This window comes from Caulobacter sp. 17J80-11 (assembly GCF_014349105.1).
Classification (GTDB): Bacteria; Pseudomonadota; Alphaproteobacteria; order Caulobacterales; family Caulobacteraceae; genus 17J80-11.
This window is the reverse complement of sequence record NZ_JACSJI010000016.1, coordinates 16960-39374: the sequence shown is the minus strand read 5'-3', so window position 1 is coordinate 39374 and position 22415 is coordinate 16960. Positions and strand designations below refer to the sequence as shown.

The 22415-nt window shown below is 70.4% G+C and carries 30 protein-coding genes; 13 read left to right on the top strand and 17 right to left on the bottom strand.

Translation table 11 applies throughout. The features are described 5' to 3' along the window. Positions 1-32: 32 nt before the first annotated feature. From H8B08_RS15190 to H8B08_RS15170, 5 genes are all read left to right on the top strand, one after another. The gene (locus H8B08_RS15190) at positions 33-554 is read left to right on the top strand and encodes a hypothetical protein (RefSeq protein WP_187451040.1); all 522 of its coding nucleotides are present in this window, start codon (positions 33-35) and stop codon (positions 552-554) included. 52 nt (positions 555-606) lie between these two features. Further along, positions 607-1539: a 4-hydroxybenzoate octaprenyltransferase gene (gene ubiA, locus H8B08_RS15185; protein ID WP_187451039.1), complete on the top strand. Its 933-nt coding sequence runs from the start codon at positions 607-609 to the stop codon at positions 1537-1539. Positions 1540-1550: 11 nt separating this feature from the next. Continuing rightward, a complete protein-coding gene (locus H8B08_RS15180; protein ID WP_187451038.1) occupies positions 1551-2390 on the top strand; it encodes a DUF3298 and DUF4163 domain-containing protein in 840 nt (279 codons plus the stop codon). A gap of 41 nt (positions 2391-2431) precedes the next feature. Further along, entirely contained in the window at positions 2432-3130 is a 699-nt protein-coding gene (locus H8B08_RS15175; RefSeq protein WP_187451037.1) for an HAD family hydrolase, read from the top strand. Between the two features lie 83 nt (positions 3131-3213). Next, the gene (locus H8B08_RS15170; protein ID WP_187451036.1) at positions 3214-4143 is read left to right on the top strand and encodes a fatty acid desaturase family protein; all 930 of its coding nucleotides are present in this window, start codon (positions 3214-3216) and stop codon (positions 4141-4143) included. Here H8B08_RS15170 and H8B08_RS15165 read toward each other — a convergent pair. Beyond that, on the bottom strand, positions 4140-4715 hold the full coding sequence (locus H8B08_RS15165) for a YdcF family protein (RefSeq protein WP_187451035.1): 576 nt from the start codon (positions 4713-4715) through the stop codon (positions 4140-4142). The two genes, H8B08_RS15170 and H8B08_RS15165, sit on opposite strands and share 4 nt — an antisense overlap. Positions 4716-4823: 108 nt before the next feature. On the opposite strand from H8B08_RS15165, the gene H8B08_RS15160 reads away from it, so the two are divergent. From H8B08_RS15160 to H8B08_RS15150, 3 genes are read left to right on the top strand one after another with little or no spacing between them, the layout of a single operon-like run. Then, positions 4824-5474, top strand: coding sequence for a methyltransferase (locus H8B08_RS15160; RefSeq protein ID WP_187451034.1), 651 nt, complete (start codon positions 4824-4826; stop codon positions 5472-5474). Next, complete coding sequence (locus H8B08_RS15155; protein ID WP_187451033.1) at positions 5471-6226, top strand: murein L,D-transpeptidase family protein; 756 nt, start codon at positions 5471-5473, stop codon at positions 6224-6226. Before H8B08_RS15160 ends, H8B08_RS15155 begins: the two co-directional genes overlap by 4 nt. A gap of 52 nt (positions 6227-6278) precedes the next feature. Further along, positions 6279-6626: a VOC family protein gene (locus H8B08_RS15150; RefSeq protein WP_187451032.1), complete on the top strand. Its 348-nt coding sequence runs from the start codon at positions 6279-6281 to the stop codon at positions 6624-6626. A gap of 40 nt (positions 6627-6666) precedes the next feature. Here H8B08_RS15150 and H8B08_RS15145 read toward each other — a convergent pair whose 3' ends face one another. Then, positions 6667-7578 carry a DMT family transporter gene (locus H8B08_RS15145; protein WP_187451031.1) on the bottom strand — a complete coding sequence of 304 codons (912 nt, stop codon included), beginning with the start codon at positions 7576-7578 and terminating at the stop codon, positions 6667-6669. 137 nt (positions 7579-7715) lie between these two features. On the opposite strand from H8B08_RS15145, the gene H8B08_RS15140 reads away from it, so the two are divergent. Further along, the gene (locus H8B08_RS15140) at positions 7716-8129 is read left to right on the top strand and encodes a YbaY family lipoprotein (RefSeq protein WP_187451030.1); all 414 of its coding nucleotides are present in this window, start codon (positions 7716-7718) and stop codon (positions 8127-8129) included. Between the two features lie 7 nt (positions 8130-8136). Here the strand turns inward: H8B08_RS15140 and H8B08_RS15135 are convergent, their stop codons facing one another. Both H8B08_RS15135 and H8B08_RS15130 read right to left on the bottom strand, forming a co-directional pair. After that, positions 8137-8448 (bottom strand): antibiotic biosynthesis monooxygenase, encoded by a 312-nt coding sequence (locus tag H8B08_RS15135; RefSeq protein WP_187451029.1) that lies wholly within the window; start codon positions 8446-8448, stop codon positions 8137-8139. An 11-nt stretch (positions 8449-8459) separates the two neighbouring features. After that, complete coding sequence (locus H8B08_RS15130) at positions 8460-9242, bottom strand: Coq4 family protein (RefSeq protein ID WP_187451028.1); 783 nt, start codon at positions 9240-9242, stop codon at positions 8460-8462. A gap of 57 nt (positions 9243-9299) precedes the next feature. On the opposite strand from H8B08_RS15130, the gene H8B08_RS15125 reads away from it, so the two are divergent. Beyond that, a complete protein-coding gene (locus tag H8B08_RS15125) occupies positions 9300-9554 on the top strand; it encodes a ribbon-helix-helix domain-containing protein (protein WP_187451027.1) in 255 nt (84 codons plus the stop codon). On the opposite strand, the gene H8B08_RS15120 is transcribed toward H8B08_RS15125, so the two are convergent. Then, positions 9500-9739, bottom strand: coding sequence for a hypothetical protein (locus H8B08_RS15120; protein ID WP_187451026.1), 240 nt, complete (start codon positions 9737-9739; stop codon positions 9500-9502). The two genes, H8B08_RS15125 and H8B08_RS15120, sit on opposite strands and share 55 nt — an antisense overlap. A gap of 125 nt (positions 9740-9864) precedes the next feature. Between H8B08_RS15120 and H8B08_RS15115 the strand changes: the two genes are divergently transcribed. Continuing rightward, positions 9865-12180: an ATP-dependent helicase gene (locus H8B08_RS15115; protein ID WP_187451025.1), complete on the top strand. Its 2316-nt coding sequence runs from the start codon at positions 9865-9867 to the stop codon at positions 12178-12180. A 48-nt stretch (positions 12181-12228) separates the two neighbouring features. Here H8B08_RS15115 and H8B08_RS15110 read toward each other — a convergent pair whose 3' ends face one another. From H8B08_RS15110 to H8B08_RS15080, 7 genes are all read right to left on the bottom strand, one after another. After that, entirely contained in the window at positions 12229-12945 is a 717-nt protein-coding gene (locus tag H8B08_RS15110) for an amino acid racemase (protein WP_187451024.1), read from the bottom strand. A gap of 2 nt (positions 12946-12947) precedes the next feature. Further along, positions 12948-13946, bottom strand: coding sequence for a D-cysteine desulfhydrase (locus H8B08_RS15105; RefSeq protein WP_187451023.1), 999 nt, complete (start codon positions 13944-13946; stop codon positions 12948-12950). Positions 13947-14044: 98 nt separating this feature from the next. Continuing rightward, positions 14045-14302 carry a hypothetical protein gene (locus tag H8B08_RS15100; protein ID WP_187451022.1) on the bottom strand — a complete coding sequence of 86 codons (258 nt, stop codon included), beginning with the start codon at positions 14300-14302 and terminating at the stop codon, positions 14045-14047. A 47-nt stretch (positions 14303-14349) separates the two neighbouring features. Then, positions 14350-14778, bottom strand: coding sequence for a hypothetical protein (locus H8B08_RS15095; protein WP_187451021.1), 429 nt, complete (start codon positions 14776-14778; stop codon positions 14350-14352). Positions 14779-14809: 31 nt separating this feature from the next. Beyond that, positions 14810-15544 carry an NYN domain-containing protein gene (locus tag H8B08_RS15090; protein WP_187451020.1) on the bottom strand — a complete coding sequence of 245 codons (735 nt, stop codon included), beginning with the start codon at positions 15542-15544 and terminating at the stop codon, positions 14810-14812. Positions 15545-15630: 86 nt separating this feature from the next. Beyond that, the gene (gene argS, locus H8B08_RS15085; protein ID WP_187451019.1) at positions 15631-17430 is read right to left on the bottom strand and encodes an arginine--tRNA ligase; all 1800 of its coding nucleotides are present in this window, start codon (positions 17428-17430) and stop codon (positions 15631-15633) included. After that, positions 17431-18123, bottom strand: a complete 693-nt coding sequence (locus H8B08_RS15080) for a Tat pathway signal sequence domain protein (RefSeq protein WP_187451018.1) — start codon at positions 18121-18123, stop codon at positions 17431-17433. A 120-nt stretch (positions 18124-18243) separates the two neighbouring features. Here H8B08_RS15080 and ispH point away from each other — a divergent pair, with 120 nt between their 5' ends. Both ispH and rnhA read left to right on the top strand, forming a co-directional pair. Further along, positions 18244-19203, top strand: coding sequence for a 4-hydroxy-3-methylbut-2-enyl diphosphate reductase (ispH, locus tag H8B08_RS15075; protein WP_187451017.1), 960 nt, complete (start codon positions 18244-18246; stop codon positions 19201-19203). 41 nt (positions 19204-19244) lie between these two features. After that, positions 19245-19697: a ribonuclease HI gene (gene rnhA / locus H8B08_RS15070; RefSeq protein ID WP_187451016.1), complete on the top strand. Its 453-nt coding sequence runs from the start codon at positions 19245-19247 to the stop codon at positions 19695-19697. A gap of 15 nt (positions 19698-19712) precedes the next feature. On the opposite strand, the gene H8B08_RS15065 is transcribed toward rnhA, so the two are convergent. The 5 genes from H8B08_RS15065 to H8B08_RS15045 are packed head-to-tail and all read right to left on the bottom strand — an operon-like array spanning position 19713 to position 22382. Then, positions 19713-20174, bottom strand: a complete 462-nt coding sequence (locus H8B08_RS15065; protein ID WP_187451015.1) for an NfeD family protein — start codon at positions 20172-20174, stop codon at positions 19713-19715. A 12-nt stretch (positions 20175-20186) separates the two neighbouring features. Then, positions 20187-21128, bottom strand: coding sequence for an SPFH domain-containing protein (locus tag H8B08_RS15060; RefSeq protein WP_187451014.1), 942 nt, complete (start codon positions 21126-21128; stop codon positions 20187-20189). A gap of 58 nt (positions 21129-21186) precedes the next feature. Beyond that, positions 21187-21585, bottom strand: coding sequence for a TIGR02301 family protein (locus tag H8B08_RS15055; RefSeq protein WP_187451013.1), 399 nt, complete (start codon positions 21583-21585; stop codon positions 21187-21189). Beyond that, positions 21546-21887, bottom strand: a complete 342-nt coding sequence (locus H8B08_RS15050; protein ID WP_187451012.1) for a hypothetical protein — start codon at positions 21885-21887, stop codon at positions 21546-21548. Before H8B08_RS15050 ends, H8B08_RS15055 begins: the two co-directional genes overlap by 40 nt. Before the next feature lie 54 nt (positions 21888-21941). Then, positions 21942-22382, bottom strand: coding sequence for an NUDIX hydrolase (locus H8B08_RS15045; RefSeq protein WP_187451011.1), 441 nt, complete (start codon positions 22380-22382; stop codon positions 21942-21944). Between the last annotated feature and the right edge of the window lie 33 nt (positions 22383-22415).

Genomic DNA, 22415 nt, shown 5'->3' with positions numbered 1-22415 from the left:
ATTCTCATGGGCAAGCTTCACCGGAGCGTCCCATGAGCTTCCCCGTGCGTAAGTTCGCCCTCGCCGCCGCCCTGATCTTCTCCGCTGCCCCCGCCTTCGCCCAGTCGAACCCGAACCGCGCGGCCGTGGCCGACGTCACCGTCTCGGTCAGCCCCGAGCTGCGCGAGAAGGCCGACGAATACGGCGCCAAGGAGATCGAAGGCCTGGCCGCCGATCTGGAAGCCGACGTCGAGAAGGCCCTGGCCCGCAAGGGGCGGCTCTCGGGCGCCGCGGACACCGGCGCGGACCGGCTGGAACTGGTGCTGGTCGACGCCGTCCCCAACCGGCCGACCCTGGAGCAGCTGAAGGACAAGCCGGGCCTGTCGATGGCCAGCCTCAGCATCGGCGGCGCCGAGATCCAGGGCCGCCTGGTCCACGCCGACGGCAGCAGCACGCCGGTGGCCTACAAGTGGTACGACCGCAACCTCGCCGACGTCGTCGGCGCCGGCGTCTGGTCCACCGCCCAGACCGCCTTCGACCGCTTCGCCGACAAGGTCTCCAAGGGCGACCTCTGACGCGTCCAGCCGCCTCCCGCGCGTCCTTCGGCCGTGCTAGTCACGCCGCGTGATGACCGACACCGTCCTGCCCGACGCACGCCCGGCCAACTGGGTCGACCGCCACGCGCCTGAGCGCCTGAAGCCCTGGCTGAAGCTCGGCCGGTTCGACCGGCCGATCGGCATCTGGCTGCTCATGCTGCCGGGCTGGCAGGGCATCGCCCTGGCCGCGGCCGAGCACGGCCGGATCATGGACTGGCGCGCCTGGCTTCCGCTGATGCTGGCCTTCGCCGTCGGCGCGGCGCTGATGCGCGCCGCCGGCTGCGCCTACAACGACATCGTCGACCGCGACTTCGACGCCAAGGTCGCCCGCACGGCCGACCGTCCGATCCCGTCGGGCCGCATCAGCGTCAAGCAGGCCTGGGCCTTCGTGGCCGGCTGCTGCCTGCTCAGCCTGCTGATCCTGCTGGCGCTCAACCCCTTCACCATCGCGCTGGGCGTCGGCTCGCTGCTGCTGGTCGCCGGCTATCCGTTCATGAAGCGGATCACCTGGTGGCCGCAGGCGTGGCTGGGCCTGACCTTCAACTGGGGCGCGCTGATGGGCTACGCGGCCATGACCGGCGAGCTCACCCTGCCGGCCCTGCTGCTGTACGCCTCGGGCATTTTCTGGACGCTCGGCTACGACACCATCTACGCCCTGCAGGACATCGAGGACGACGCGCTGGTCGGCGTGAAGTCGACCGCCCGCCGTCTGGGCCGCGCCGCCCCGCAGGGCATCCTGGCCTTCTACATGCTGGCCTCCCTGCTGGCCGTGAGCGTCTGGCTGCCGGCCAGGCTGGGCCCGCTGTTTTTCCCGCCCTTCGCCCTGTTCGCCATGCATCTGTCCAACCAGGTGCGCCGTTTGAAGCTCGACGACCCGGCGTTGGCGCTGAAGCTTTTCAAGTCGAATCGAGGCGCAGGCCTGCTATTGTTCGCCGCCTTGGCGGCGGGGGCCTTCAAGGGATGAGGAGCGCGCGCATGAGCTTCGTCCGGTTTTCCCGCGTGGCCGCCCTGGCTGCGGTCGGCCTGGTCCTGACCGCCGGCGGGTGCAAGCGCAAGGAAGACAAGGCGGAGACGTCCGCCCCGGCCCAGCCCGGCGTGGCCTCTGCGGTGGTGACCCCGGCCGAGGCGGCGGCGCCCTTCAGCTACAAGACCACCTCGCCGGACGCCCAGGTCGAACTGACCCTGCCCGCCGCGCTGAAGGCCCAGCCCGACCTGCACGCCCAGCTCTACGCGGCGGGGGTGAAGGACCTGAAGGCCTTCGCCGAAGGCGCGGCGGCCGAGCGCAGCGAAATGGCCGAAGAGGGCGTGAGCGGGCCGCCCTACGCGCGCGGCGTCGCCTGGTCGACCTCGGCCGAGACCTCCAAGCTGCTCAGCCTGGAGAAGAAGGAATACGAGTACGCCGGCGGCGCCCACTCCAACTCCGCCTATGGGGCGTTGATCTGGGACAAGGCGATGAAGCGCGGCGTCGCGCCGGGCGCCCTGTTGCGCAAGGACGCCGACTTCGGCCGCCTGGACGCCGCCCTGTGCGCCGCCGTCACGCGCGCCAAGACCGAGCGTCCCGGCGCCACGCCGCTGGGCGGCGAGATGTGGACCTGCCCGAAGTGGCGCGAGTCGACCTTCGTGCTCGCCCCCTCCAACCAGGCCGGCAAGGCCGGCGGGCTGATCTTCCTGTTCCCGCCCTACGCGATCGGGCCCTATGCGGAAGGCGCTTACGAGGTCACCGTCCCCTACGAGGTGTTCGCGCCCTACCTGGCGCCTGCCTACGCCGACGAGTTCGCCGGCGCGCCGGTGCTGCGGACCGCCGAGGCGCGCTGACGCGCTTCCCGGCGCTGCGGCGGCGGGCTAAAGCGCGCGCCATGACGCTGACCACCATCGGCTTCGACGCCGACGACACCCTCTGGCACAACGAGAGCCTGTTCCGCCTGACCGAGGAACGGTTCACCGAGCTGCTGTCGGAATGGGCGGATCCGGACACGCTGGCCGCGCGCCTGCTGGAGACCGAGAAGCGCAACCTCAAGGTCTACGGCTACGGGGTGAAGGGCTTCACCCTGTCGATGATCGAGACCGCCATGGAGCTGACCGAGGGCCGCGCGCCGGCCTCGGTGATCCAGGCCATCCTGCGCGCCGGGCGCGACATGCTGGCCCATCCTGTCGAGACCCTGCCCGGCGTGCGCCAGACGCTGGAGGCCCTGGCCGACCGCTGGCGGCTGGTGCTGATCACCAAGGGCGACCTGTTCCACCAGGAGCAGAAGGTGGCCCAATCGGGCCTGGGCGAGCTGTTCGCCGCGGTCGAGATCGTCAGCGAGAAGGACGCCGCCACCTACGCCCGCCTGTTCGCCCGCCACGGCGACGGCGCTGACAAGGCGATGATGGTCGGCAATTCGATGAAGTCCGACATCCTGCCGGCCGTCGAGGTCGGGGCGTGGGGCGCCTACATCCCCTACCACACCACCTGGGAGCTGGAGCGGGCCGAGCCTCCGTTGGACAGCCCACGCTACTTCCAGCTGGAGCGCATCGACCAGGTGCCGGCCCTGGCGGAGCGGATCGTCGGCTGACGGCCCGGATTGGGTAGGGGCTTTGCCCCCTGCCGTTGCGAGCGGGCGCGGGCCGTGCGGTAATCGCCGTTCAGGAGCCGACCATGCCCGCCGCCGCCCGCGTTCAACCGAAGGACTTCTTCACCTCTGAAGAATGGGAGCCGCTGATCCGGCGCTCCTCGTGGAAAGGCCTGGCGCTCGTCGCCCACGCCTGGGGCGTGATCGGGCTGGCGGTCGCCGCCGCCGTGGTCTGGCCGGTGCTGATCCCGCTTGCGGTGATGATCGTCGGCACCCGCCAGCTGGGCCTGGCGATCCTGATGCACGAGGCGGCCCACGGCGGCCTGCATCCGAACGCGCGCGTAAACGACTTCCTCGGCCACTGGCTGTGCGCCGTGCCGATCGGGGCCAGCCTGGCGAGCTACCGACCCTATCATCTCAGCCACCACAAGTACGCCCAGCAGGCCGAGGATCCCGACCTGCCGCTGTCCGCTCCCTTCCCGGTCACCCGCGCCTCCCTGCGTCGCAAGATCGTGCGCGACCTGACCGGTCAGACCTATTTCAAACAGCGGATCGTCCCCCTGCTGCGCGCGGGCCGCCGAGACCCGAACACGCTCGAGGCGGCGCAGGTCACCGCCCGGTCGGTCGCGCCCTTCTTCCTGGTCAACGGCGTCCTGGTGCTGGCGCTGGGCCTGGCGGGGCTCTGGTGGGCGTACTTCGTCCTGTGGCTGCTGCCGATGGCGACCTGGTTCCCGATGGTCACCCGGCTGCGCAACATCGCCGAGCACGCCTGCACGCCGGCCCTGGACGACCCTCTGCGCCACGCTCGCACCACCCGCGCCAACCTGGTCGAGCGCGCCCTGATCGCGCCCTACTGGGTCAACTTCCACTGCGAGCACCACATGTTCATGTACCTGCCCTGCTGGAGCCTGCCCAAGGCCCACCGGCTGCTGGGCGCCAAGGGCGTGTGGCCGCGCATGGAGACCGCGCCGGGGTATATGGCGGTGCTGAAGGCGGCCTCGGGGAAGCCGGTCTAGCGGACCAAGTAGGCCGCGTAGCCCACCACCTCGCGGGGCACGGAATAGAGATTGCGGACGTCGAACCAGTCGGCGTGCACCGTCGAGGCCCCGGCCAGCCCCTGCTTCTCGAACGCCAGCCGCGTGCGCGAGACGTGGAAGTACTCGGTGACGATCACGGCGCTGTGGAAGCCGTGCGCGCGCATGATCGTCGCCGCGTTGCGCGCGGTGGCCATGGTGTTCACCCCGGCGTGGTCGACCAGGATCGCGTCCGTCGGCACGCCGTGGGCGATCAGGTAGCGCCGCATCACGGTCGCCTCGTCGTGGCCCTCCTTGCCGAAGCCGCCGCTGACAATCACCGCCCGTACCAAGCCGGAGCGATGCAGCTCGACCGCCTTGTTCAGGCGCGCGGCCAGGTTCGGGGCCGGGCGGCCGCTGGGATAGACCTTGGCGCCCAACACCACCGCCACGTCGCTGCGCCGGACGTCGTCGGTCAGGCCGTCGGCGACGATCGCGCCGGCCGACAGGGCGAAGGCGGCCGCCGGTCCGGCCAGCACCAGGGCGGCGCGGCGGATCCAAGACTTGTCGAACATGCTTTCCCTCCCGGCGGACGCGCATACTGGCGGGAAAACCACCGGTGCGCGAGACTGCGACGCTTTCCGCCTTGGGCCCGCCGCACCGGCGCCCTAGACCGGCCCCCGATGACCATCCACGACCGCCTCGCCTTCATTCGCAGCCACACCCGGCTGCAGCAGCCGCCGCACGCGCCGGAGCTGCAGCTGCACCTGGCCGACGAGATCACCCCGATCTGGCGGCTGACGGAGGAAGAGCTGGGCGAGATGGGCCTGCCGCCGCCGTTCTGGGCCTTCGCCTGGGCCGGCGGGCAGGCGCTGGCGCGATGGCTGCTGGACCACCCCGAACAGGTCGCCGGCAAGCGGGTGCTGGATTTCGCCACCGGCTCGGGGATGGTCGCCATCGCCGCCCTGAAGGCCGGAGCCGCCTCGGCGCTGGGGGCCGACATCGACGACTTCTGCGCCGCGGCGGTGCGGGTCAACGCCGCCGCCAACGGCGTCGAGATGACCTTCACGGCCGAGAACCTGCTGGACCGTCCCGCGCCTGCGGTCGACCTGATCTGCGCCGGCGACGTCTGCTACGAAAAGCCGATGACCGAGCGCGTGCTGGCTTGGCTGCACGAGGCCCACGCCCGGGGCGTCCAGGTGCTGATCGGCGATCCCGGCCGCAGCTACTTCCCCAAGGAGGGGCTGAGGCGACTGGCCGAGTATCAGGTGCCGACCACGCGCGAGTTGGAGGACCAAGAGGTGAAGCGCACCGGCGTTTGGACCATCGCATGAAGGCGCGCTGGCTGACCGTCGGGTCGCTCGTGGCCGGATTAGCCGCCGCCGGCGCGGTGACCATGCTCGCGCCGACAACGCTTCGAGAACGCGCGATCTCGCGCGAGCATGCGGCCCGCAAACCGCTTCCGGAGCGGCTGGCGGCCGGGGGCTTCCGTCGGGGGCAGCCGGTGTTCCTGCGCATCCTGAAGCAAGAAGGACGGCTTGAGCTCTGGATGCGCCGCGCGGACGGGTGGCGACAGTTTGAGAGCTATCGCATCTGCGCCCGATCCGGCGGGCTCGGACCGAAGCTGAAGGAAGGCGACGGCCAGGCGCCGGAGGGCTTTTATCTCGTCGGCCCGAAACAACTGAACCCGCACAGCGCCTACCATCTGGCTTTCAACCTGGGCTTTCCCAACGCTTACGACGCCGGCCAGGGCCGCACCGGATCGGCGTTGATGGTCCACGGCGCCTGCGCTTCGGCCGGCTGCTTTGCGATGACCGACGGTCAGGTCGAGGAGATCTACGGACTGGTGGAGGCCGCCTTGCGCGAGGGCCAGGCCGGCGTGCCGGTTCACGTATTCCCCTTCGCCATGACGCCGGAAAACCTCGCGCGCCACCGAAGCGACCGCTCGGCTGCGTTCTGGGCGAACCTTTCGGAGGGTTGGGCGCTGTTTGAAGCCACTGGGGCGCCGCCGACAGCCTACGCGTGCCGTGGCCGATACGGGTTCGCGCCGAATCCTGGCTGCACGCCGGTTCGGCCGTGGGCGTGAATTGACGCGCAGCCGGAATTGGAACAAAACAGCAACAAGAGGGAGCGCCGACATGTCTAAGGACCGGACGATCGACTACGTGGAGCTGCCCGGCCGGGACATGGCGGCGATGAAGGCCTTCTACGGCGAGACCTTCGGCTGGGAATTCGTCGACTACGGTCCGGCCTACGCCGCCTTCGACGCCGCCCAGGCCGGCGTGGACGGCGGCTTCGACATCGACGGCCAGGAGCTGAGCGGGCCGCTGGTCGTGCTCTACGCCGACGACCTGGAGGGCATGCTGGCGGCGGTCGAGGCGGCCGGCGGCACGGTGATCAAGCCGATCTTCAGCTTCCCCGGCGGGCGGCGCTTCCACTTCACCGACCCGGCCGGCAACGTGCTGGCGGTGTGGACCAAGGCGTAGCCGGACGCGGCGTCGTCCTTCGACAAGCCCAGGATGAGGGCTACGCCTCTTTCCCCTTGATCAGCAGCACCTGACCGCCCAGCACCAGGACCAGGCCGCCCAGCGCGCCCAGGCCGAAGCTGGCGTGCTCGAAGGCCACCGACATCAGCATGGCCACGGGCGGGGTCAGGGCCGAGACGTAGGAGGCCAGGGCGTAGCCGCTGCTGCGGGCCAGCGAGAAGTAGATCAGGAAGGCGACCACCGAGCCGAACACCGCCAGGTGCAGCAGCGACAGCACGTAGGACGGAGTGAAGCTGAAGGTCCACTGCACCCCGGTGACCAGGCCGTAGAGGAACAGCAGGCCCGTGCCGTAGGCCATGGCCCAGGCGGTGGCCTGCAGCACCGGCGCGCCGGCCTTCTGGCCGCGCCAGGCGAACAGATTGCCGACGCCGGCGCCGATCACCGCCAGCACCGCGCAGCCGACGCCGGCGATGGCGCGCGGGTCCAGCTCGGCCTTGAACAGCTCCGCCGCCGACAGCACCCCCACGCCGGCCATGCCCAGCGCCGCCCCGGCCCAGGCCGCCTTCGGGGCCTTCTGGCCGGCGAACAGGCGGAACAGCACCAGGTTCAGGAAGGCCAGGCCCGCGAAGATCACCGCCACCACGGCCGAAGCGACCCGCTCCTCGGCGAAATAGACGAAGGCGTAGTCGACCGCGAAGGTGAACAGGCCCTGCCCGAACGCCGCCACGTGCTGGGCCTTGGTCAGGCCCGCCGGCTTGCGCGTGATCAGGCAGATCGCGAACAGGATCAGCGCCGCCAGGCCGAAGCGATAGGTGATCGAGGCGACCGTCGGCACCACGCCCAGCTGCAGGGTGATGGCGTACCAGGTGGTGCCCCAGATCACGCTGCAGGCCGCGACGGAGAGGACGGCGACCGTCGCGGGCGACGGCCGGGATACGGCGAGATCGGTCAAGGTCGGACGCCCGAACGGGAGGAGCGGAGGCGCCCCCGCCTAACACGGCTTCGCCGGAAGCGTCCTGTCACATCTTGCGCCGGAACGTTTCATCGGCCGCGGCGATTGCTGCGGCGAAGCCCGCGCCGGAGGTCCGTATGCGCCGCTCCGCTCTCCCCGCCTTGTGCGCTTTCCTGCTGGCCGCCTGCGCGTCGCCGGAGAAGCCCGCGCCCGCCACGGCGTCCGCGGTGACCGGAACGGTGACCTACCGCGAGCGGATCCTGCTGCCGCCGACCTCGACCCTGACGGTGCGGCTGGAGGACGTCAGCCTGGCCGACGCGCCGGCCAAGACCCTGGCCGAGCAGACCCGGGTGATCGGCCCGACAGCCCCGCCCTATTCGTTCCGCTTGAAGTACGAGCCGGGCTGGATCGAACCCAACCACACCTACGCCGTCCGCGCCGAGATCCACGATCCGGAGGGCGCGCTGCGCTTCACGACCACGACGCGCCACGCCGTCCTGACCCAGGGCGCGCCCAGCGACGTCGAGATCGTGCTGCAGGCCGCCCGCTGACCGAGGCTCAGACGCCGGTGCCGGCGCACACCTCGTAGTGCAGCACGTGCGCTTCCTTCTCGATCAGGTACAGGTCGTCGAAGTCGTAGTAGCGGGCGATCTCGTGGTCCTCGCCGGCGAACAGCTTCACCGCTTCCACGTCGTCCCAGAAGCTCAGCAGCTCAAAGTGGACGATCTCACCGTCGTCGCGGCGCATGCACCAGGCTCCGCGGTTGCCCGGCACGCCGCGATAGTCCGGAAGCACGACCGCGCGCATGTACTCGGCGTACCGGTCCGCCTTCTCCTGAGGGACCCGGCCGTGCCAGAAGCGCGCGATCATCGGTTCCTCCTTTACGCAGCCCTCAGCTTCAGGGCGTCGCGGACGTCCTTGGCGACCGAGGCGTAGGTCGTCGGGGTGCGGATGTTCAGCCGCCGGCGGGCGTCCTCCAGCGGCTCGGCGAACAGTTCGGCGTAGTTCACCGCGGGCAGCCAGGCCGCCCGGCGGCCATTGCGCCAGGCCTCCAGGACCGCGCGACGGGCCGGCACGGCGCTGTTCTCGCGATGGATCTCCTGGGCCGCGCCCAGGCCGATGAAGGCGAAACCCAGGCTCTGGGTCTGGCCGTAGGAGAAGCTGACCACGCAGGCCTCGCCCAGGGCGTCGCGGCCGTAGCCGGTCAGCACGTGCCAGACGTCATGGATGTCGCGCAGCCGGCGCGAATACCAGGCGTAGACGTGCGGATCGTCGATGTGGGCCTCGACCTTGCGGCTCTCCATGGCCAGGCCCTCGGCCGAGAGGTTCTCGCTCCACATGAAGTCGCGGTAGGCGGCGCCCACCGTGCCCGGCGCGAAGCTCTTCAGCCAGTCGCGGTCGGAGAAGCGCTGCGACAGCTCCTCCTGGGCGTAGGCGATGCGGCCGCCGCCCGGCGAGGCCAGCAGGCGGGCGTAGCCCTTGGTGGTCGAGCGCCCGGTCAGGGCTTCCATGATCACGAAGACCTGGGTGGTGTCTTCCTTGTCGGCCATCAGTTGCCTGAAGGCGCGCGCCGCACGCAGCGGCTGCAGCCGGCGGTCGTACTTTTCGAGGACGGGTTTCTCGAAAACGGCGGGTTCGGCGGCGGTCGTCAGGGCTGAGGTCATGGCGGATCTCACGGACGCCTGTAAGGTGAACGTCGTTCCCCTTTCCGGCAAGTGTCCATGGTCAACCTCAAGAAGCGGTCCGTCAGCCTGGCCGGTCATGCCACCTCCCTGGCGCTGGAGCCCGAATTCTGGGCCGTGCTGGAGGACATGGCGCAGGCGCGCGGCCTCAGCCTCGCCGGCCTGATCCTGGCGCTGGACGCCGGCCGCGGGCGACGTCCGCTGGCCTCGGCCTGCCGGGTGAGCGCCCTGGCCTGGATTCAGGCCGGCGGCGCCGTGGCCGCCTCCGCCCCGGGCGAGGTCGCCGAGGGCTGAGGATCAGGCGTCGGCACGTCGGGAATTCTCGGCTTGGGCACGTCGACGTCGATCTTCACGTCGCGTGCGGCCTGGGCCAGCCGCGAAGCGGACCAGGCGGTCCAGCCGATCAGCGCCAGGGCCACCAAAAGGGCCCCGACCAGCAAAGCAATCCACGGCGCGTTGGATGGCATGCGAGCCGCCATGGTTCCTCCTTACGGAACGGAACGGGGGGCGCGGGGGCAGGTTCCGCGTCCCCTCGGTCGCAGCGGGTTCACGCGGGCGCGCGTGCACCTTATGTTCCGCCCGAATTTCGAATGTTCGCGACTCGATGACCGATTACCCCAGCCCCCGCATTTCCGACCTGGCCCGCGCGGCGCCGCCGCCCCCGCCCTACCTCGAGGGTCTGAACCCCGAGCAGCGCCAGGCCGTGCTCGCGACCGAAGGCCCGGTGCTGGTGCTGGCCGGCGCGGGCACCGGCAAGACGCGGGTGCTGACCACCCGGCTGGCGCACATCCTGGCCACCGGCAAGGCCAAGCCGTGGGAACTGCTGGCGGTCACCTTTACGAACAAGGCCGCCCGCGAGATGCGTGAGCGGATCACCCACATCATCGGTCCGGACGCGGAAGGCCTGCGGTGGCTGGGCACCTTCCACGCCATCGCCGCGCAGATCCTGCGCCGGCACGCCGAGCTGGTCGGCCTGCGCTCGAACTTCACCATCCTGGACACCGACGACCAGGAGCGGCTGATCAAGCAATTGCTCGAGGCCGAAAACATCGACTCCAAGCGCTTCACCCCGCGCGCCTTCGCGGGCCTGGTCGACCACTGGAAGAACCGCGGCTGGACGCCCGAGAAGCTGCCGGGCACGGAGAACGAGTTCGCCAACGGCAAGGCGCAGAAGCTCTACGCCCTCTACCAGGACCGATTGCGGGTGCTGAACGCCTGCGACTTCGGCGACCTGCTGCTGCACAACCTGACGATCTTCGTCCAGCACCCGGACGTGCTGGCCGAATTCCACCGGCGCTTCCGCTACGTGCTGGTCGACGAGTACCAGGACACCAACGTGGCCCAGTATCTGTGGCTGCGGCTGCTGGCCTCGGCGCACAAGAACGTCTGCTGCGTCGGCGACGACGACCAGTCGATCTACGGCTGGCGCGGCGCGGAGGTGGACAACATCCTGCGCTTCGAGCGCGACTTTCCCGGCGCCGAGGTCGTGCGCCTGGAACGCAACTACCGCTCGACCTCGCACATCCTGGGCGCGGCCTCGGGCCTGATCCGCGCCAACAAGGGCCGGCTCGGCAAGACCCTGTGGACCGAGGCCACGGGCGGCGAGAAGGTCGCCGTGCGCGGCGTCTGGGACGGCGAGGCCGAGAGCCGGCTGATCGCCGACGAGATCGAAACCGCCCGGCGCAAGGGCCGCAAGTACAAGGACATCGCCGTCCTGGTGCGCGCCTCCTTCCAGATGCGCGCCTTCGAAGAGCGGTTCCTGATGCTGCAGATCCCCTACACGGTGGTCGGCGGCCCGCGCTTCTTCGAGCGGGCGGAAATCCGCGACGCCCACGCCTACCTGCGGCTGATCCAGTCCGAGGACGACGACCTGGCGTTCGAGCGCATCGTCAACACGCCCAAGCGCGGCGTGGGCGAGGCCAGCGTGCAGAAGATCCTGTCCATGGCCCGGTTGGCCGGGGTGTCGGCCATGCGCGCCAGCCGCGACCTGCTGGGCTCGGACGAGCTGCCGGCCCGCACCCGCACGGCGCTCGGAAACTTCATCCGCGACCTCGACCGCTGGCGCGCCTTGGCCGCGCACAAGCCGCACTACGAGCTGGCCGAGACCGTGCTCGAAGAGAGCGGCTACACCGACATGTGGCGCCAGGACCGCGCCACCGGCCAGACCCGCCTCGACAACCTGAAGGAGCTGGTCCAGGCCATGCAGGCCTTCGACACGCTGGGCGCCTACCTGGAACACGTGTCGCTGGTCATGGACCTGGAGCGCGCCGACCGCGGCGACGACCAGGTGCAGATCATGACCCTGCACGCCGCCAAGGGGCTGGAGTTCCCGCTGGTCTTCCTCCCCGGCTGGGAGGAAGGCGTGTTCCCGTCCCAGCGCTCGATCGACGAGAAGGGCGAGAAGGGCCTGGAGGAAGAGCGCCGCCTGGCCTATGTCGGCGTCACCCGCGCCAAGGAAGAGGCGCGCATCTCCTTCGTCGCCAACCGCCAGGTCTACGGCCGCTGGACCACCCAGCTGCCCTCGCGGTTCGTCGACGAGCTGCCGATCGACCACGTCGAGGCCAAGAGCGAGACCGGTTACTACGGCGGCGGCCCGGGCATGCAGCAGGCCGCCAGCCGCTGGGACCAGGCCCCGTCCTTCGGCTCGTCCTCGTACGACTCGCCGGGTTGGCGCCGCGCCCAGGAGCGCGGCGCGAGCTTCACCGGCGGGTCGGCGCGCAAGCCGGTGATCGAAGGCCAGGCCAAGCTGGTGGCCGTGTCCGAGCCGTCGGCCGGCAACGGCTACAAGCGCGGCGACCGGGTCTTCCACCAGAAGTTCGGCTACGGCGCGGTCCGCGCGGTCGAGGGCAACAAGCTCACCGTCGCCTTCGACAAGGCCGGCGAGAAGAAGGTGATCGACACCTTCGTCGAGAAGGCGTGACCCCCTCTCCTCCCCTGCGGCGAAGCCGCGGGGGAGGAGAAGAACGGTTCACCGTTCCGGCAGCGGCTCGCCCAGCGCGTAGGCGACGGTGCGGGCCACCAGCACGTCGGTGGAACTGATCAATGGGACGGCCGCATCCCCAGCGCCCAGCACCAGCGGCACCTCGGTGCAGCCGGCGATCAGCGCCTCGGCCCCCTGGTCGACCAGAGCCTGGCCGATCGCCGCCATCTCCGCACGCGCGGCCGGGCCGGTGTCGCCCGCCTTGATCGCGTAGATCAGCGTCATGAACCGCTCGAGCAGCTCGCCCTCGGGCACGACCGTGTCCACGCCCTCGGCGGCGAAGGCCTTCGGATAGAGGCCCGCGGTCAGGCAGCCGGAGGTGGCCAGCACGCCGACGCGACGCGCGTCCGGACGCTCGGCGCGCGCGGCCTTCACCGTCTCCGCGATCAGGCTGACGAAGGGCAGCCGCGTCGCCGCCTCGATCTCGGCCTGGAAGGCGTGGGCGGTGTTGCAGGGCATGACCAGGAAATCCGCCCCGGCCCGCTCCAGCCCCTGGGCCATGACCGCCAGCGCCGGCCCCGGCGAGGGGCCGGTCCCGGCGATCGCGGAGTTGCGGTCGGGCGCCAACGGGTTGTTGTCGATGATCAGGCGCAGGTGGTCCTGATCCCGGCTGGCCGGCGTCGCCTTCAGCACCCGGTCGAAGAAGTCGACCGTGGCGGCCGGGCCGAAGCCGCCCAGCACGCCGACGGTCTTACGAACGGTCACGCTCACGCGCCCTGCAGCACCGGCTGGTAGGCGTAGAGCGCCGGCGCGCCGCCGGTATGCAGGAACAGCACCCGCTCGCCCTTCTTGAAGTGGCCGCGCCGGATCAGGCCGATCAGGCCGGCCATGGCCTTGCCGGTGTAGACCGGGTCCAGCAGCACGCCTTCCAGGCTGGCCAGCATGCGCACCGCCTCGATCATCTCGGGCGTCGGGATCGAGTAGCCGCCGCCGACCCAGTCGCCCAGCGCGACCACCGCCTCGCGCGCCGGCGCGGCGATGCCCAGCAGGGCCGCGGTCTCCGTCGCCAGCTTGTGCACGTTCGGCTCCTGCTCCTCACGGGTGCGCCGCACGTTGATCCCGGTCAGCGGCAGGCCGCTGGAGGCGCCGACGAGGCCGGTGAGCAGACCGGCGTGGGTGCCGGCGCTGCCGCTGGCGCAGACCACCTGGTCCATCGGCAGGCCCATGTCGAAGGTCTGGGCCAGGATCTCCTCGGCGCAGGCGACGTAGCCCAGCGCGCCCAACGCGTTCGACCCGCCGCCCGGAATGACGTAGGGCGTGCCGCCGGCCGCGCGGACGTCGTCGGCCACCGCGTTCATGGCGGCGGCGAGATCGCTCCCGCCCTCGACGACGGTGATCCCGTCCACGCCCAGCAGGTCGAACAGGAAGTTGTTGCCCGAGGCCTTGGGGTCGTAGCTGCCCGGCACCCGCTGTTCGAGCACCAGGCGGCACTTCAGCCCTTCCTTCACCGCGGCCGCCAGGGTCAGGCGGCAGTGATTGGACTGCACTGCGCCAACGGTGATCAGGGTGTCGGCGCCCTTGGCCAGGGCGTCGGCGACCAGGAACTCCAGCTTGCGGGTCTTGTTGCCGCCCGCGGCCAGGCCCAGCAGGTCGTCGCGCTTGACCCAGATCTCCGGACCGCCGAGCTCACGGCTCAGGTGCTTGAGGTGCTCGATCGGGGTTGGGTGCGGCGTGTAACGCCGCCGCGGGAAACGGGCGAGGTGCATGAGGTCTCCGGCCGAAATCGCCGGAACCATAGGACCGATCTGCGCCGCTACGCTAGGTCGGCGAAGCTTTAGCCCTCAACTGTTCACCAGCGGGCGCCTCAGTCGAAGTCGTCGTCCAGGTCCGGGCGCATGACCCTCAGCTTGGCGCGCAGGTTGCGGCGCAGGACGCCGATGTCGGCCGGGCGGGCCGGATGGCCGATCATGGCCTCGCTCAGCACTTCGTGCACCAGGCGGTAGGACGCGTTCACGTCGGCCGTCAGGGTCTTGGCCTCTTCCTGCAGGGAGGTCCCCAGGCGGACGAGGTCCAGCGCGCGATCATCGACGGCTCGGCCACCACCATAGAGGTCGATCGTCATCGCGCGCTCCTCTCCTCGAAAGTCCAAGATGGCGCGCGCCGCCGAATTTACAACGCACGCTGACGCGCGAACGTTCGAGCAGGATCTTGGTTCCTCATCCCGGACTTACGGCTGCGCTTTCGCGCCGCGACCGCGCCCAGCGTCAGCAGCAGCCCGCCCAGCACGGCCCAGGCGGTGATCGGGATCCACGGCGCGACGTCCTTCTCGGGCGTCTCCGGGGCGGCGTCGACCGGGCGGCGACGGAAGGTGACGGTGCGGTCCTCGACGTCGGCGCGCACCACCTCCCAACCGACCGGCAGCCAGGCCTGCGACTGGCGGGTGTCGGCCGCCTCCCACCAGTCCTCGCGCGCGCGCGCCCCCTTCGGCAGGGCGGCGCCCATGACCTGCTCGACTTCGGCGAAGGTCGCACGCCATTCGAAGCCTTCGAAGGCCGCCAGATGGTCGGCGAGCGTCTGATACTTGGACTTGCGGGCCACGGGGGCAGAACTCCCCGGCACCGAGCGGGTTTCAGCTTTGGGAGCTGACCAGGGTCAAATGCCGCTTCACCCGCGGCACGCCCGGCGGGAGATAGCTGGCCGGACGCTGGATGACGCCCTCGCGGCTGTTCAGCATCTCCGGCAGCAGCGCCTGCTCCAGGTGCTCGGGCGTCAGGCTGACCTGCGCGTCGGCCCAGGTCAGGACGTGGCGGTTATGGCCGCGCCCGGGCGGAGCCACCGAGACCAGCTTCTTCTGCGGAAACCGCTGCTTCAGCCAGCGGGCGGTGGCGGCGTGGTCGCCGTCGGTGGTCATCAGGTAGCAGACATCGAAGCGGTTCTCGTGCGCGTCGTCCAGCACCGACAGGGCCAGGTTCACGTCGCCCTGCTTCTCGGTCGCCACCTGCCACATGTGCCCGCAGGCGTTGCAGCCGTCGGCGTGGACCACGAAGTGGCCGGTGCGGCAGATCACGCCCTGGGCCTCCAGCGCCGCCAGGTAGAGCTGATGGCGCACCAGCTTGCTGCGCGAGGCCGGGCGGAAAGCGGTGCACCAGGTGACCTTGCGCACCACCTCCGAGCGCGGCGCGATCACCCGGGCCAGAGCCTTCAGGTCCAGCCACTTCAGGTAGGGCCGCTTCAGCTCGTCGATGGCGTGGTAGAGGTTGAAGCCGTCGACATACAGCGCCGCCCGCCGCCGGAACACCGGCAGGTGGAAGCCGTCCGTGCGGACGACCGGAACTTCGCGCTGACGAGCCTGACGGGGCGGCATGGACGAACGACGTTACCTCGCCGCTCACCATAAGCCGGTCCAGCTGGAAGAGTCCGTGTCGCCGGCGCTACAGCGCCGGCTCCGGATCACATCCGCTCGGGCGTCTCGATGCCCAGCAGCGACATCGCCACTTCCAGCTGCTGCAGCGTCGCCTCGACCATCCGCAGGCGCGAGCCGCGGGTGGCGACGTCGGGCGCGGCCAGCACCGGGCAGGCGGCGTAGAACTTCGAGAAGCTCTGGGCCAGCCGGTAGGCGTGCTCGGCGATGTAGTTCGGCGCGCGCTTGTCGTAGGCGTCGACCAGGGCCTGTTCGAAGGCGTCGAGCGTCAGGGCCAGGTCGCGCTCGGCCGGCTCGACGATCGCGATCGGACCGGCCGCCGCGCCCTCGGCCGCCGCCTTGCGCAGCAGCGATTTGATGCGGACGGCCTGGTACAGCAGGTACGGCCCGGTCTTGCCCTCGAAGCTGGTGAAGCGGTCGAGGTCGAAGACGTAGGAGGTGCCGCGGAAGTTCGACAGGTCGGAGAACTTGAGGGCCGAGACGGCCACCTTGTGGGCGGTGTCCTCGAATTCGGCTTCGTCCAGCGCTTCGCCCAGACCGGCCTCATGCAGGCGGGCGCGGGCCTTCTCGCGGGTCATCTCGATCAGGTCGTTCAGCTTCAGCACGCCGCCGGCGCGGGTCTTGAACGGCGTGCCGTCGGGCCCGTTCATGGTGCCGAAGCCGAGATGCTCCAGCGCGCCCTCGGCGGCGTAGCCGGCCAGGTAAGCGGCGCGGAACACCTGCTCGAAGTGGTCGGCCTGGCGCTGGTCCACCACGTAGAGGATCAGCTCCGCCTCCTCGGACCGGCGACGGTCGAGAATGGTGGCCAGGTCGGTCGTGCCGTACATGGCCGAGCCTTCCGACGAGACCACCAGCAGCGGGTCCGGGCTGGGGACCACGACGACCGTGCCGTCCGGCAGCTTCTTCTTTTTCGTCTCCCCCGGACGGGCGACGTGCACGACCTGGGCGCCCCGGTCCTCGACCAGCAGGCCCTTGGCCTTCAGGTCCTCGACCATTTCCGGGATCAGCGGATCGGCGTCGCTCTCGCCCTTCCAGAGATCGAACCAGACGTCGAGCGCGCCGAAGTCGCGCTTCAGCGCGGCCATGGACACGTCGTGGAAGTGCTTCCACAGCGCGCGGTAGCCGGCGCGGCCGCCCTGCAGCTCGGCGGTGGCCTTGCGCGCGCGGTCGCGGAACGCGACGTCTTCCTTGGCCTTGGCGGCGGCGGACGGGTAGAGCCGCTCGAGGTCCTCGAGGGTGACCGGGCTCTCGGCCGGGAACGGCCCCGGGCCCTCGGCCATGAACTCGGCGGCGCGGCCCTCGTCGCCGAGGGCGACGATCAAGAGCCCCATCTGGAAGCCCCAGTCGCCGAAGTGGGCGTCGCCCCAGACCTGGTCGCCGCGGAAACGGTACAGGCGCTTCAGCGACTCGCCGATGATCGAAGAGCGCAGGTGGCCGACGTGCATCGGCTTGGCCACGTTCGGGCCGCCGTAGTCGACGACCACGCGGCGCGGCTGGGAGACCTTGCCCGCGCCCGCGCGCACGTCGCCGGCGATCTCGGCGGCGCGCTCGGTCAGGGCCGCGTCGGTGACCCGGAAGTTGATGAAGCCCGGCCCGGCGATTTCGATCGACTGCAGGCGCGCGTCGTCCTTCAGGCGCTCGACGATGCGGCCGGCGATCTCGCGCGGATTGGCCTTGGCGGCCTTGGCGGCGGCCAGGGCGCCGTTGCACTGGAAGTCGGCGAGGTCCGGGCGGTCGGACACGGTCACCCGGCCGAATTCACCGGCCAAACCTTCGGCGGCGAAGGCGGCGGCCGCCGCTTCGCTGAGGACGGACTTGAGGTCGGACATTTACTGCTGCGTCTGGCCCTGCGCGGGGGCGCCTTGAGTCTGGGCGCTCTGGGTCTGGCCCGCATTGATGCGGAAGCGTTTGCCGGCGCGGTTGAACGCGGCCATCTCCGGCGTCACGTCCAGCCCCACCAGGATCTCGAAGTTGGCGCCGCTGGTGGCCTGGTCGAGGCGCGGAATGACGATGCCGGTGACGTCGTCGTTCACGTACATGCGGTCCGTGCCCGGCTGGAAGGTGACCGGCAGGTCGAAGTACTGCTTGGCCAGCACCGAGCGGTTACGGTCGGTGACCGCCACCCAGTAGCGGTAGGTCTTCTGCTGGCCGTCGGCCTTGGGCCCGCGGCCGAGCGCGAACAGCAGGTCCATCTGAACCTTGATCGGGTCGCTCTCGCGGTACTCGCACTTGGCCTTCACGCCCTCGACCTCGCCCGAGAAGCCGACCGCCGAGGAGGCTTCCTTGCCGTCGAACTCGATGTAGCGGGCCGCGTCGTACAGCACCTTCACATAGGGGCAGGGACCCGCGTTCGGCCGGTCTTTCAGCGGCCGCTGGGTGATCTCCCACTCCTTCTTCTTCTTTTCCTTCTCGGAGGGCTTGGCGTCCTCCTTCTTCCCGCGCTGCTGCGCCAGGACGTCGGTCGGGACCGCTACGGACGAGGCGATAGCCAAGGCGCTGAGCGCGAGCAGGAAGCGACGCATGAAGGGGTTCCGCCGATGAAGGTGCGACTTGTGGAGGATTGATAGAGGTTAAACGACGGGGCCGCAATGAACCGAACGGTCGCTGGCGCCGGAGCGCCGCGCGCCTTAAGTTCGCGCCCGATGAACGCGCCCTTCCCTTCCCGCCGCCCGATTCAGGTCCTGCTCGCCACCCCGCGCGGCTTCTGCGCCGGCGTCGACCGCGCCATCCAGATCGTCGAGCGCGCGCTGGAGAAGTACGGGCCTCCGGTCTACGTGCGCCACGAGATCGTGCACAACCGCCATGTGGTGGAACGGCTGAAGGCCATGGGCGCGGTGTTCGTCACCGACCTCGACCAGTGCCCCGACGACCGGCCGGTGGTGTTCTCCGCCCACGGCGTGCCGAAGGCGGTGCCGGCCGAGGCGAAACGCCGCGAGCTGTTCTTCCTGGACGCCACCTGCCCGCTGGTCTCGAAGGTGCACGTCGAGGCCGAGCGGCACTACGCCGCGGGCCGCGAGATCGTGCTGATCGGCCACGCCGGCCACCCGGAGGTGATCGGCACCATGGGCCAGCTGCCGCAGGCGGCCATCACCCTGATCGAGACGGTCGAGGACGCCGAGGCCTTCCAGCCGCGCGATCCGGACAAGCTGGCCTACGTCACCCAGACCACCCTGTCGGTCGACGACACCGCCGGCATCGTCTCCGCCCTGAAGAAGCGCTTCCCCGGCCTGCCCGACCCGCACAAGGAAGACATTTGCTACGCCACCACCAACCGCCAGGAGGCGGTGAAGCGGGTGGCGGCGACTTGCGACCTGGTGCTGGTGGTCGGTTCGCAGAACTCTTCGAATTCCCAGCGCCTGGTCGAGGTCGCGCTGCGCGCCGGCGCCCGCGACGCGCGCCTGGTGGACGACGCCGGCGCGGTGGACTGGAGCTGGTTCGAGAACGTCTCCACCGTCGGCGTCACCGCCGGCGCCTCGGCCCCGGAGCCCCTGATCGAGGCCCTGGTCGCGGCCATCGCCGCCCGCTTCGACGCCGAGGTGTCGGAGGACTCCGGCGCGCGCGAGACGGTGTCGTTCAAACTGCCGCGGGTGCTGGCGGAGTGATTGGGTCGCGCCGCGCGCGCGACTCCGGCTAGACGGCCCCGATGGACACCAAGGTCATCATCTACACGGACGGCGCCTGCAAGGGTAACCCCGGCCCCGGCGGCTGGGGCGCGGTGCTGCGCGCGGGCGCGCACGAGAAGGAGTTGTGGGGCGGCGAGCCGCTGACCACCAACAACCGCATGGAGATGATGGCGGCGATCATGGCGCTCGAGGCGCTGAAGAAGCCGTGCAAGGTCGAGCTCAACACCGACAGCAAGTACGTGATGCAGGGCATCACCGAGTGGCTGCGCGGCTGGAAGGCGCGCGGCTGGCTGACCGCCGACAAGAAGCCGGTGAAGAACGACGACCTGTGGAAGCGCCTCGACGCGGCCCGCTCGCGCCACGACGTCAGCTGGAAATGGGTGAAGGGCCACGCCGGGATTGCGGGCAACGAGCGCGCCGACCAGCTGGCCAACTTCGGGATCGAGCAACTGAAGCAGGCCGGGGCGAAGTAGCGCGCCCCGCCGCCCTCACCCCACCGCCCGCACCGTCAGGCGCGCGCCGCTGACGTTGGTGACCGTCACCCGCGCGCCGGCCGGCAGGTCGCCGCCGCCTTCCAGCTCGGCCGGCCATTCGGCCCCGTCGACGAAGACGCGGCCATGGCCGGCGGCGATCGGGCCGGCGGCTTGGCCGGCCAGGCCGATCAGGCGCAGGCGCTGGTCGTTGATGTCGTGGCCCACGCCCTGGACGCGGCTGACCAGCTTGCGGCCGCCCAACGTGGTCAGCAGGGTCAGGCCGGCGAACACGAGCAGCTCGACCGGCGCGCCCAGGCGCAGGCCCAGCAGGGTGAACAGGGCGGTCAGCCCGGCCGCGGCGGCCGGCCACAGCAGCCACTCGGTGTTGGCCGCCGCCTCGATCGCCAAGAGGGCGGCGCCGAACGTCAGCCACACCCAGAACGGGTGAGTCTCGTAGAGCGAGGTCACGACCTCCATGGTCCGCTCTCCTTAGCTCCGCGGGACCGAGCCGCGCGGCGCGGCGTGCTGCTGGTCGCGCGCCTTGCTCACCAGTTCGGTGATGCCGGCCAGGCTGCCGACCAGGCCGCTCATCTCGGCCGGCACGATCACCGTCTTCTGCTGCGGCGAAGTCGCCAGCTTGGCGAAGGCCTCCACGTATTTCTGGGCCACGAAGTAGTTGATGGCGTTCACGTCGCCCTTGGCGATGGCGTCGGACACCATGGCCGTCGCCTTGGCCTCGGCCTCGGCGGCGCGCTCGCGCGCCTCGGCGTCGCGGAAGGCGGCTTCCTTGCGGCCCTCGGCCTCCAGGATGGCCGACTGCTTGGCGCCCTCGGCCCGCGCGATGGCGGCGGACTTCTCGCCGTCGGCCTCGGTGATCACCGCGCGCCGCTCGCGCTCGGCCTTCATCTGCCGAGCCATGGCGTTGGTGATGTCGGCCGGCGGCTGCAGGTCCTTGATCTCGATACGGTTGACCTTCACGCCCCACGGGCCGGTGGCGGAGTCGACCACCGTCAGCAGGCGGGTGTTGATCGCCTCGCGCTCGGACAGCACCTCGTCCAGCTCCATCGAGCCGACCACCGTACGCAGGTTGGTCATGGCCAGCTGGCCGATGGCGTAGAGCAGGTTGTCGACGCGGTAGGCGGCGGCGGCGGCGTCGATCACCTGGATGAAGACGATGGCGTCGACCTTCACCATGGCGTTGTCCTTGGTGATGACCTCCTGCTGCGGAACGTCGAGGACCTGCTCCATCATGTTCATGCGCCGGCGGATGTTCTCCACGAACGGCGTCAGGAAGGAGATGCCGGGCTTGAGCGTGCGGGTGTAGCGGCCGAACCGCTCGACCGTGTACTCGCGCCCCTGCGGGACGATCTTCACCACGCTGAACAGAATGGTCAGGGCCAGCGCCAGCAGCGCCAAGGCGAACCAGGACATAGAACTAAAACCCCCGAGTCGTTTTCGGACCAAGGGTATCGGACCGGGCGCGCGACCGCTACGGCGTGCGGGACAAGGCGGCCGAGAGTTCCTGGCCGCGCTTGGCGACCTTCGCCGCTTCGGCCTTCGAGGCCGGCGCGCAGGTCGGAAAGCTCTGGCGGGCGGCGGCGAAACCGGCGTTGAACTGCTCCGCCAGGCGCGCCTCGAAGGCCTGATCGGGGGTCTCCACCGCGATCAGCCGGGTCATGCGCGCGCGCCAGGTCTGGTCTTCAGGCGCACAGGCCTGGGTCAGGGCGTGCGACTGGCCCAGCACCCAGGCGAGTTCAAGCAGCGACTGGCGCGCGGCCGGCGGCCGGTCCTGAGCCCAAGTCAGGGCCGGGGCCGGACCGGCGACGAGGATGACGATCGCGGCTGCGGTCAGCCGCCGACGGTGAGCGGAGCGCCCTTGAGCTTGCACAGGTCGACCTCACGCATATCGGCCGTTTCTCCATCGGAGAACTCGGCCCGAAGGTCGCGGTCGCAGACGCTGCTGTCGACCGAAATCGACGCGATCTCGCCCGAGCGCACCACCTTGCGGCCCAGCACGTCGGCGTCGAAGTCCAGGGCCGACGGCGTGGACACGTAGAGCGCCGTCAGGGTCGCGCCCGAAGCGTTCTCGACCCGGAAGGTCATGGGTTCGTCCGTCTTGGCGCTGACGCCGATCGCGAACGAGGTCAGGCAGGCTGCGGCGGCCATCACGGCGACGGCTCTTTTTATCATTGGAAGCGTACTCCCCCCGAATGCCGGGACCCTAACGAGGGGAATTCCCGGCGTCTACGGAGCATCCGTCAGACGCGAAACCGCCAGCTTCACGATCCGGCGAGTCTCCTCCCAGGCGACCAGTTCGTCGAGCATGTTCAATGGCTTGAAGGCCGCGTCCGCGGCGTCGTCGCCGGCCCGCGGCTCGCCCGAAACCCAGCGCGCCGCGTAGTCGATCAGCACGTAGTGGCGCCCCGGCTCGCCGGGGAAAATCCCGTCGACCACGTCCAGCAGGCCGGCCAGTTCGGCCTCGACGCCGGTCTCCTCCATCAGCTCGCGCAGGGCCGCGTCTTCGGCCCGTTCGCCCCACTCGATGCGCCCGCCCGGCAGGCTCCATTCGCCCACCCGCGGCGGCGTTCCGCGCCGGATCAGCAGCACCTCGTCGCCGCGCAGGCAGACCACGCCCACCGCCGCGACCGGCCGGGATGCGCCCTCGCCCGTCGTCTGGTCCGTCATCGTCCCCTCCCCGCCCGCGCCTCCGCTGATAGC

Bases quoted from the DNA above. Each gene is read 5' to 3' on its own strand.
- H8B08_RS15190 (WP_187451040.1), top strand. From the start codon at position 33: ATGAGCTTCCCCGTGCGTAAGTTCGCCCTCGCCGCCGCCCTGATCTTC.
- ubiA (WP_187451039.1), top strand. From the start codon at position 607: ATGACCGACACCGTCCTGCCCGACGCACGCCCGGCCAACTGGGTCGAC.
- H8B08_RS15180 (WP_187451038.1), top strand. From the start codon at position 1,551: ATGAGCTTCGTCCGGTTTTCCCGCGTGGCCGCCCTGGCTGCGGTCGGC.
- H8B08_RS15175 (WP_187451037.1), top strand. From the start codon at position 2,432: ATGACGCTGACCACCATCGGCTTCGACGCCGACGACACCCTCTGGCAC.
- H8B08_RS15170 (WP_187451036.1), top strand. From the start codon at position 3,214: ATGCCCGCCGCCGCCCGCGTTCAACCGAAGGACTTCTTCACCTCTGAA.
- H8B08_RS15165 (WP_187451035.1), bottom strand. From the start codon at position 4,715: ATGTTCGACAAGTCTTGGATCCGCCGCGCCGCCCTGGTGCTGGCCGGA.
- H8B08_RS15160 (WP_187451034.1), top strand. From the start codon at position 4,824: ATGACCATCCACGACCGCCTCGCCTTCATTCGCAGCCACACCCGGCTG.
- H8B08_RS15155 (WP_187451033.1), top strand. From the start codon at position 5,471: ATGAAGGCGCGCTGGCTGACCGTCGGGTCGCTCGTGGCCGGATTAGCC.
- H8B08_RS15150 (WP_187451032.1), top strand. From the start codon at position 6,279: ATGTCTAAGGACCGGACGATCGACTACGTGGAGCTGCCCGGCCGGGAC.
- H8B08_RS15140 (WP_187451030.1), top strand. From the start codon at position 7,716: ATGCGCCGCTCCGCTCTCCCCGCCTTGTGCGCTTTCCTGCTGGCCGCC.
- H8B08_RS15135 (WP_187451029.1), bottom strand. From the start codon at position 8,448: ATGATCGCGCGCTTCTGGCACGGCCGGGTCCCTCAGGAGAAGGCGGAC.
- H8B08_RS15130 (WP_187451028.1), bottom strand. From the start codon at position 9,242: ATGACCTCAGCCCTGACGACCGCCGCCGAACCCGCCGTTTTCGAGAAA.
- H8B08_RS15125 (WP_187451027.1), top strand. From the start codon at position 9,300: ATGGTCAACCTCAAGAAGCGGTCCGTCAGCCTGGCCGGTCATGCCACC.
- H8B08_RS15120 (WP_187451026.1), bottom strand. From the start codon at position 9,739: ATGGCGGCTCGCATGCCATCCAACGCGCCGTGGATTGCTTTGCTGGTC.
- H8B08_RS15115 (WP_187451025.1), top strand. From the start codon at position 9,865: ATGACCGATTACCCCAGCCCCCGCATTTCCGACCTGGCCCGCGCGGCG.
- H8B08_RS15105 (WP_187451023.1), bottom strand. From the start codon at position 13,946: ATGCACCTCGCCCGTTTCCCGCGGCGGCGTTACACGCCGCACCCAACC.
- H8B08_RS15100 (WP_187451022.1), bottom strand. From the start codon at position 14,302: ATGACGATCGACCTCTATGGTGGTGGCCGAGCCGTCGATGATCGCGCG.
- H8B08_RS15090 (WP_187451020.1), bottom strand. From the start codon at position 15,544: ATGCCGCCCCGTCAGGCTCGTCAGCGCGAAGTTCCGGTCGTCCGCACG.
- argS (WP_187451019.1), bottom strand. From the start codon at position 17,430: ATGTCCGACCTCAAGTCCGTCCTCAGCGAAGCGGCGGCCGCCGCCTTC.
- H8B08_RS15080 (WP_187451018.1), bottom strand. From the start codon at position 18,123: ATGCGTCGCTTCCTGCTCGCGCTCAGCGCCTTGGCTATCGCCTCGTCC.
- ispH (WP_187451017.1), top strand. From the start codon at position 18,244: ATGAACGCGCCCTTCCCTTCCCGCCGCCCGATTCAGGTCCTGCTCGCC.
- rnhA (WP_187451016.1), top strand. From the start codon at position 19,245: ATGGACACCAAGGTCATCATCTACACGGACGGCGCCTGCAAGGGTAAC.
- H8B08_RS15065 (WP_187451015.1), bottom strand. From the start codon at position 20,174: ATGGAGGTCGTGACCTCGCTCTACGAGACTCACCCGTTCTGGGTGTGG.
- H8B08_RS15060 (WP_187451014.1), bottom strand. From the start codon at position 21,128: ATGTCCTGGTTCGCCTTGGCGCTGCTGGCGCTGGCCCTGACCATTCTG.
- H8B08_RS15050 (WP_187451012.1), bottom strand. From the start codon at position 21,887: ATGATAAAAAGAGCCGTCGCCGTGATGGCCGCCGCAGCCTGCCTGACC.
- H8B08_RS15045 (WP_187451011.1), bottom strand. From the start codon at position 22,382: ATGACGGACCAGACGACGGGCGAGGGCGCATCCCGGCCGGTCGCGGCG.